General features: G+C 70.1%; 4 protein-coding genes and 1 pseudogene. 2 read left to right on the forward strand and 3 right to left on the reverse strand.

What is annotated here, in order from left to right; all coding sequences use genetic code 11:
- Positions 1-4,483, reverse strand: a 4,483-nt coding sequence (locus D7V97_RS38170; protein WP_147445148.1) for a DUF4388 domain-containing protein, incomplete at its 3' end; no start/stop codon positions are given.
- Between the two features lie 34 nt (positions 4,484-4,517).
- Positions 4,518-5,021, reverse strand: a complete 504-nt coding sequence (locus tag D7V97_RS38175; RefSeq protein ID WP_120615515.1) for a tRNA (cytidine(34)-2'-O)-methyltransferase — start codon at positions 5,019-5,021, stop codon at positions 4,518-4,520.
- A 17-nt stretch (positions 5,022-5,038) separates the two neighbouring features.
- Here D7V97_RS38175 and D7V97_RS38180 point away from each other — a divergent pair, with 17 nt between their 5' ends.
- Positions 5,039-5,407, forward strand: a complete 369-nt coding sequence (locus D7V97_RS38180; RefSeq protein ID WP_120615513.1) for a DUF192 domain-containing protein — start codon at positions 5,039-5,041, stop codon at positions 5,405-5,407.
- A 143-nt stretch (positions 5,408-5,550) separates the two neighbouring features.
- Positions 5,551-6,315 carry a Stp1/IreP family PP2C-type Ser/Thr phosphatase gene (locus D7V97_RS38185; protein ID WP_120615514.1) on the forward strand — a complete coding sequence of 255 codons (765 nt, stop codon included), beginning with the start codon at positions 5,551-5,553 and terminating at the stop codon, positions 6,313-6,315.
- A 51-nt stretch (positions 6,316-6,366) separates the two neighbouring features.
- Here the strand turns inward: D7V97_RS38185 and D7V97_RS38190 are convergent.
- Positions 6,367-6,483, reverse strand: a pseudogene (locus tag D7V97_RS38190) (nucleotidyltransferase); the annotation flags it as partial.

Raw genomic sequence — 6,483 nt, forward strand, 5'->3', positions numbered from 1 at the left:
GGGCGGGGGGACGGCGGGCCTGTTCCGCGAGCCGGGCGGCTTCGGCGGCGCGGGCCTGTTCGGCGAGGCGCTGGAGTTCGGCCTGGCGGGCTTCTTCCGCGAGACGCTGGAGTTCGGCGTGTCGCAGCGCTTCGGCGCGTTGGGCTTCGGCTTCCGCTTCGGCGAGGAGCCGGGCCTCTTCGGCGAGGCGGGCTTCTTCCTCACGGAGCTGAGCTTCTTCCGCGAGGCGGATCTCTTCGGCGATCCTGGCGGATTCCTCCGCACGAAGCCGGGCCTCCTCCGCGAGCCGGGCCTCTTCCGCTGCGCGAAGACGGGCCTCTTCCGCGAGCCGGGCCTCTTCGGCCAGTCGAGCCTCTTCCGCTGCGCGAAGCCGGGCCTCTTCCGAGAGCCGAGCCTCTTCGGCCAGTCGAGCCTCTTCCGCGAGCCGAGCCTCTTCGGCCAGTCGAGCCTCTTCCGCGAGTCGAGCCTCTTCCGCGAGTCGAGCCTCTTCGGCGATCCGGGCTTCTTCGGCACGAAGCCGGGCTTCCTCCGCAAGCCGGGCCTCTTCCGCGAGACGGGCCTCTTCCTCCGCGCGAAGCCGAGCTTCTTCAGCGAGCCGAGCCTCTTCTGTGAGTCGGGCCTCTTCAGCGAGACGGGCCTCTTCAGCGAGACGGGCCTCTTCCGCCGCGCGAAGACGGGCCTCTTCGGCGAGACGGGCTTCTTCAGCGAGACGGGCCTCTTCCGCCGCGCGAAGACGGGCCTCTTCGGCGAGACGGGCTCCTTCGGCGAGACGGGCCTGTTCCGCCAGCCGGGCCTCTTCAGCGAGACGGGCCTCTTCCTCCGCGCGAAGCCGAGCCTCTTCGGCCAGTCGAGCCTCTTCCGCGAGACGGGCCTCTTCAGCGAGACGAGCCTCTTCCTCCGCGCGAAGCCGAGCCTCTTCTGCGAGTCGGGCCTCTTCCGCGAGACGGGCCTCTTCAGCGAGACGAGCCTCTTCCTCCGCGCGAAGCCGAGCCTCTTCTGCGAGCCGGGCTTCTTCTGCGAGCCGGGCTTCTTCTGCGAGTCGGGCCTCTTCCGCGAGACGGGCCTCTTCCTCCGCGCGAAGCCGAGCAGCTTCAACGAGCCGGGCTTCTTCGGCGAGACGGGCCTCATCAGCAAGCCGAGCCTCTTCAGCAAGCCGAGCCTCTTCAGCGAACCGGGCTTCTTCGGCTACGCGTGCTTCTTCTTCGGCACGAAGCCGGGCTTCCTCAGCAAGCCGAGCTTCTTCCGCGAGCCGGGCCTCTTCCGCGAGTCGAGCTTCCTCCTGAGCACGAAGCCGAGCTTCTTCCGCGAGCCGGGCTTCTTCGGCTACACGCGCTTCTTCTTCGGCTACACGCGCCTCTTCCTCAGCACGAAGCCGAGCCTCTTCAACGAGTCGAGCCTCTTCAGCAAGCCAAGCCTCTTCCTCCGCGCGCAGCCGAGCCTCTTCCGCGAGCCGAGCTTCCTCAGCGAGACGGGCCTCTTCCGCGAGCCGAGCTTCCTCAGCGAGACGGGCCTCTTCCGCGAGTCGAGCCTCCTCAGCCAACCGCGCCTCTTCCGCGAGCCGAGCCTCCTCAATCGCCCGAAGCCGAGTCTCTTCCGCGCGGCTGGCCTCTTCTGCGAGCCGAGCTTCCTCAGCGAGACGGGCCTCTTCCGCGAGGCGGGCCTCTTCCGCGAGGCGGGCTTCCTCAATCGCCTGAAGCCGGGCCTCTTCCGCGAGCCGGGCCTCTTCCGCGAGTCGAGCCTCTTCCGCGAGGCGGGCTTCCTCAATCGCCTGAAGCCGGGCCTCTTCCGCGAGCCGGGCCTCTTCCGCGAATCGAGCCTCTTCCGCGAGGCGGGCTTCCTCAATCGCCTGAAGCCGGGCCTCTTCCGCGAGCCGGGCCTCTTCCGCGAGTCGAGCCTCTTCCGCAAGCCGAGCTTCTTCCTCCGCGCGAAGCCGAGCCTCCTCAGCGAGTCGAGCCTCTTCCGCGAGTCGGGCTTCCTCAGCACGAAGCCAGGCCTCTTCTGCGAGCCGGGCCTCTTCCGCGAGTCGAGCCTCCTCCGCAAGGCGGGCCTCTTCCGCGAGACGGGCTTCCTCAATCGCCCGAAGCCGAGCCTCTTCAGCGAGCCACGCTTCTTCCGCGAGTCGCGCCTCTTCGGCAAGGCGAGCTTCTTCCTCCGCCTCCGCACGAAGCCGCTCTTCCTCCTCGCGAAGCTGAGCCTCTTCCGCGAGGCGGACCTCTTCAGCGATCCGGGCGGCTTCCTCCGCGCGAAGCCGGGCTTCCTCCGCGAGCCGAGCCTTTTCCGCTTCGCGCAGCCGAGCTTCTTCGGCGAGACGGGCTTCCTCGGCGAGCTGAGCCTCTTCCGCAAGCCGAGCTTCTTCCTCCGCGCGGAGCCGTTCTTCCTCCGCCAATCGGGCCTCTTCGGCTACGCGCGCTTCTTCCTCGGCACGAAGACGAGCTTCCTCCGCGAGCCAGGCCTCTTCGGCCAGTCGGGTCTCTTCCTCGGCACGAAGCCGGGCCTCCTCGGCGAGCCGAGCTTCTTCAGCAAGCCGAGCCTCTTCTGCGAGCCGCGCCTCTCCCGCGAGGCGAGCCTCCTCTGCGAGTCGAGCCTCCTCAGCGAGTCGGGCCTCCTCAGCGAGTCGGGCCTCTTCCGCAAGGCGGGCTTCCTCAGCACGAAGCCAAGCCTCCTCAGCGAGTCGGGCCTCTTCCTCAGCACGAAGCCGAGCCTCCTCCGCGAGTCGAGCTTCTTCCTCAGCACGAAGCCGAGCCTCTTCTGCGAGCCGAGCTTCTTCCGCGAGGCGAGCCTCTTCTGCGAGTCGAGCCTCTTCCGCGAGCCGAGCCTCCTCCGCGAGCCGGGCCTCTTCCTCAGCCCGAAGCCGAGCCTCTTCCGCGAGTCGAGCCTCTTCCGCGAGCCGAGCCTCTTCCGCGAGCCGAACCTCTTCCGCGAGCCGGGCCTCTTCCGCGAGCCGAGCCTCCTCCGCGAGCCGAGCCTCTTCCGCGAGTCGAGCCTCCTCCGCGAGCCGAGCCTCTTCCGCGAGCCGAGCCTCCTCCGCGAGCCGAGCCTCTTCCGCGAGCCGAGCCTCCTCCGCGAGGCGGGCCTCTTCCGCGAGCCGAGCCTCCTCCGCGAGGCGGGCCTCTTCCGCGAGTCGAGCCTCTTCCGCGAGTCGAGCCTCTTCCGCGAGTCGAGCCTCTTCCGCGAGTCGAGCCTCTTCCGCGAGCCGAGCCTCCTCCGCGAGCCGAGCCTCCTCCGCGAGTCGAGCCTCCTCCGCGAGCCGAGCCTCTTCCGCGAGCCGGGCCTCTTCAGCGAGCCGGGCCTCTTCCGCGAGTCGAGCCTCCTCCGCCAGCCGGGCCTCCTCAATCGCGCGAAGCCGAGCCTCCTCCGCCAGCCGGGCCTCCTCAGCCAACCGCGCCTCTTCGGCGAGCCGAGCCTCCTCAATCGCCCGAAGCCGGGCCTCCTCCGCCCGCCGTGCTTCCTCCTCCGCGCGAAGCCGAGCCTCCTCCGCCAGCCGGGCCTCCTCCGCCAGCCGCGCCTCTTCCGCGAGCCGTGCCTCCTCCTCCGCACGGATCCGGGCCTCCTCCGCCAGCCGAGCCTCTTCAATCGCGCGAAGCCGGGCCTCCTCCGCCACCCGCTCCGCTTCAATGCGCGCAAGCTCCGCGAGCCTTGCCTCTTCCGCGAGCCGGGCCTCCTCCGCCACCCGCTCCGCCTCGATGCGCGCAAGCTCCGCCAGTCGCTCCGCCTCGATGCGCGCGAGCTCCGCGAGCCGCGCCTCCTCCGCCAGCCGCTCCGCCTCCTCGCGCCGGCGCGCCTGCTCGATGCTCCAGGCCTCCTCCTCCGCCTGTCGCAGCTCCTCCTCGCGCCGCAGCCGCTCGCGCTCCTCCCAATCCTCCACCGACAGGGCCTCGATGCGCCCCTCGCGCTCCAGCACGCGCAGCAACGCCTGCTGTGCCCCCGTCAGCGCCTCCGGCTGCCGGAACGCCCCCAGCGTCTCCAGGAGTTGCCGCTCGGACGCGTCCGTCAGCCACGGTTCGCACGCGGCCACCTCAGGACACCGGTACACCCTCGCGGGCACCGCTTCGCTCGGCGTCGGCTCCAGCGCCGCTCGCACCACCCTCACGCCCGCGATGGGCGCGAAGTCCCTCGCCGCTTCCACCGCCTCCGCCGCGAAGTCCGCGCGCTCCGCCAGCTCGCTCAAGCGCCGCACCTGCGCGAGCACCTGCTGCTCGTGCACCACCGCCGGCTTCAGCCCGCTGTCCTCCAGCAGCTCCTCGTCCGGCGCCCCCGCCCCACCCCGCGCCCACAGGGCATCCAGCGCGTCCACGCCCAACAGCCCGTTCTGGAAGAGCGCCTGCGCCGGACTCTGGTAGCCGAAGCCCAGCCGCGCGCCCACGAGGTCGCCCTCGCGCAGCCAGAGCGCGGACTCACGCCCTCCGGCATGCAGCGTCAGCCGGCCGGTGGCGCGGGACTTGTGGGCGGCGTACAGCGCTTCGGCGACCTGCGAGGCGGACATTCTGCCCCGGAGTGTAGCCCGTCCTGCCCGACCCTCAATTCGACGGCGGCGCCTGCCCGGCCGCCGCCCCCAGCTGCACCTGACGCAGCGCCTCGTAGGCGCCAATCCCCACCGACGTGGAAAGATTCAGGCTGCGGCGCTCCGGCAGCATCGGAATGGACACGGGCGTCCCCGTCCCCCCCTCCATCACCTCCGGCAACAGCCCCGTCACCTCCGAGCCGAACACCAGGTGGTCCCCCGCCTGGAACCGCGCCCCGTAGAGCGACGTCTGGGCCCTCGCGGAGAACAGCCACCGCCGGGCCTCGGGGTACTCCGCCACGTAGGCGTCATAGGTCGGGTACAGCTTCAGGAACACCTTGTCCCAGTAGTCCAGCCCCGCCCGCTTGAGGTTCCGGTCGTCGATGGAGAACCCCAGGGGCTCCACCAGGATGAGCCGGCAGCCCGTCACCGCGCACAGCCGGGCCACGTTGCCGGTGTTGGGCGGAATCTGGGGGGACACGAGGACCAGGTGCAGGGGGGACGCCAGGGGCTCAAGCATGGGATAGAACACGGGGCATGCACTGGAGGGTGACCAACGAAACGCGGCAGCGGCTGCTCGCGGACCGCGCCGAACGGGCCGAGTCCTTCGTCCAGCGCTTCCAGGGCCTCATGGGCCGCGCCTCGCTGCCGATGGGGTCCGGGATGCACATCGCGCCCTGCAACTCCATCCACACGTTCTTCATGCGCATCCCCATCGACGTGGCCTTCCTGGACGCGGAAGGGCGCATCGTCAAGCAACTGTCCGCCCTTCCCCCCTGGCGCGCCACCTCCCTCTACCGCCGGGCCAGGTCCGTCCTGGAGCTGCCCTCGGGCGTGCTCCTGGCCAGCGGCACCCAGGAGGGCGACCGGCTGGTGTTCTCCCCGGCGCAGAGTGTCGGCTCCTGAAAAGGCGGCCCCCTGCCCGCCCGCACCCGGAGGCTGGGAGCACTTCTTCGACGCGAGCTTCGCGAGCTTTTTGACCCCTTTCAGAGCGCTTTGTTAACGTCGCGCCCTCGGTTTTCACGCCTCCCCCGGAAGAGTCCCAACGCATGCGCATCGAGGTCGCCGGCAGCACCCACGTCGGGATGAAGCGGAACCACAACGAGGACAACTACCTCGTGCTCGCCGAGGAGAACCTCGTGGTCGTGGCGGACGGCATGGGCGGTCACTCGTCCGGAGAGATCGCCAGCCGCATCGCGGTGGACGAATTGGGCGAGTTCTTCCGCATGACGTCCAAGGACCAGGACGCCACCTGGCCGTTCAAGATGGACAAGCAGCGCAACTACGATGAGAACCGGCTGTCCACCGGCATCAAGCTGGCCAACGCCCGCATCTTCGAGCGCGCCACCGTGGACACCAAGTACAAGGGCATGGGCACCACCATCGTGTCCGTGCACTTCAGCGACACCGCGGCCTACGTGGGCCACGTGGGCGACAGCCGCGTGTACTTCTTCCGCGGCGGCATGCTCCAGCAGGTGACGGAAGACCACTCGCTGCTCAACGACTACCTCAAGGCGAAGAAGCTCACGCCCGAGGAGATCGAGAACTTCCCCCACAAGAACGTCATCGTCCGCGCGCTGGGGATGAAGGAGCAGGTGCAGGTGGACGTCACCCGCGTGGATCCGCTGGAGAACGACGTCTTCCTGCTGTGCTCGGACGGCCTGAGCGGCATGGTCACCGACGCGCAGATGCAGGACATCCTGTCGCGCACGCCGGAGCTGGAGAAGGCGTGCGGCCAGCTCATCGACCTGGCCAACGCGGCGGGCGGCAACGACAACGTCACCTGCGTGCTGGCGCGCTGGCACAACGCCTGAGCCGGAAGGCCCGGTACCCCCGGGCCTCCCGAAGTCCCAGCACCGGAAGCTTCAGCGCCCCGCGAGCGGCGCGGGCACCCGGTGCGGGCCCCACGCGAGCACTTCGGTGAGCGCCTCGCCGGGCGCCACCTGCGTCTCCTCGAACACGGCGCAGCGCTCCAGCCGGGC

Source organism: Corallococcus sp. CA053C (genome assembly GCF_003611675.1).
Classification (GTDB): Bacteria; Myxococcota; Myxococcia; order Myxococcales; family Myxococcaceae; genus Corallococcus.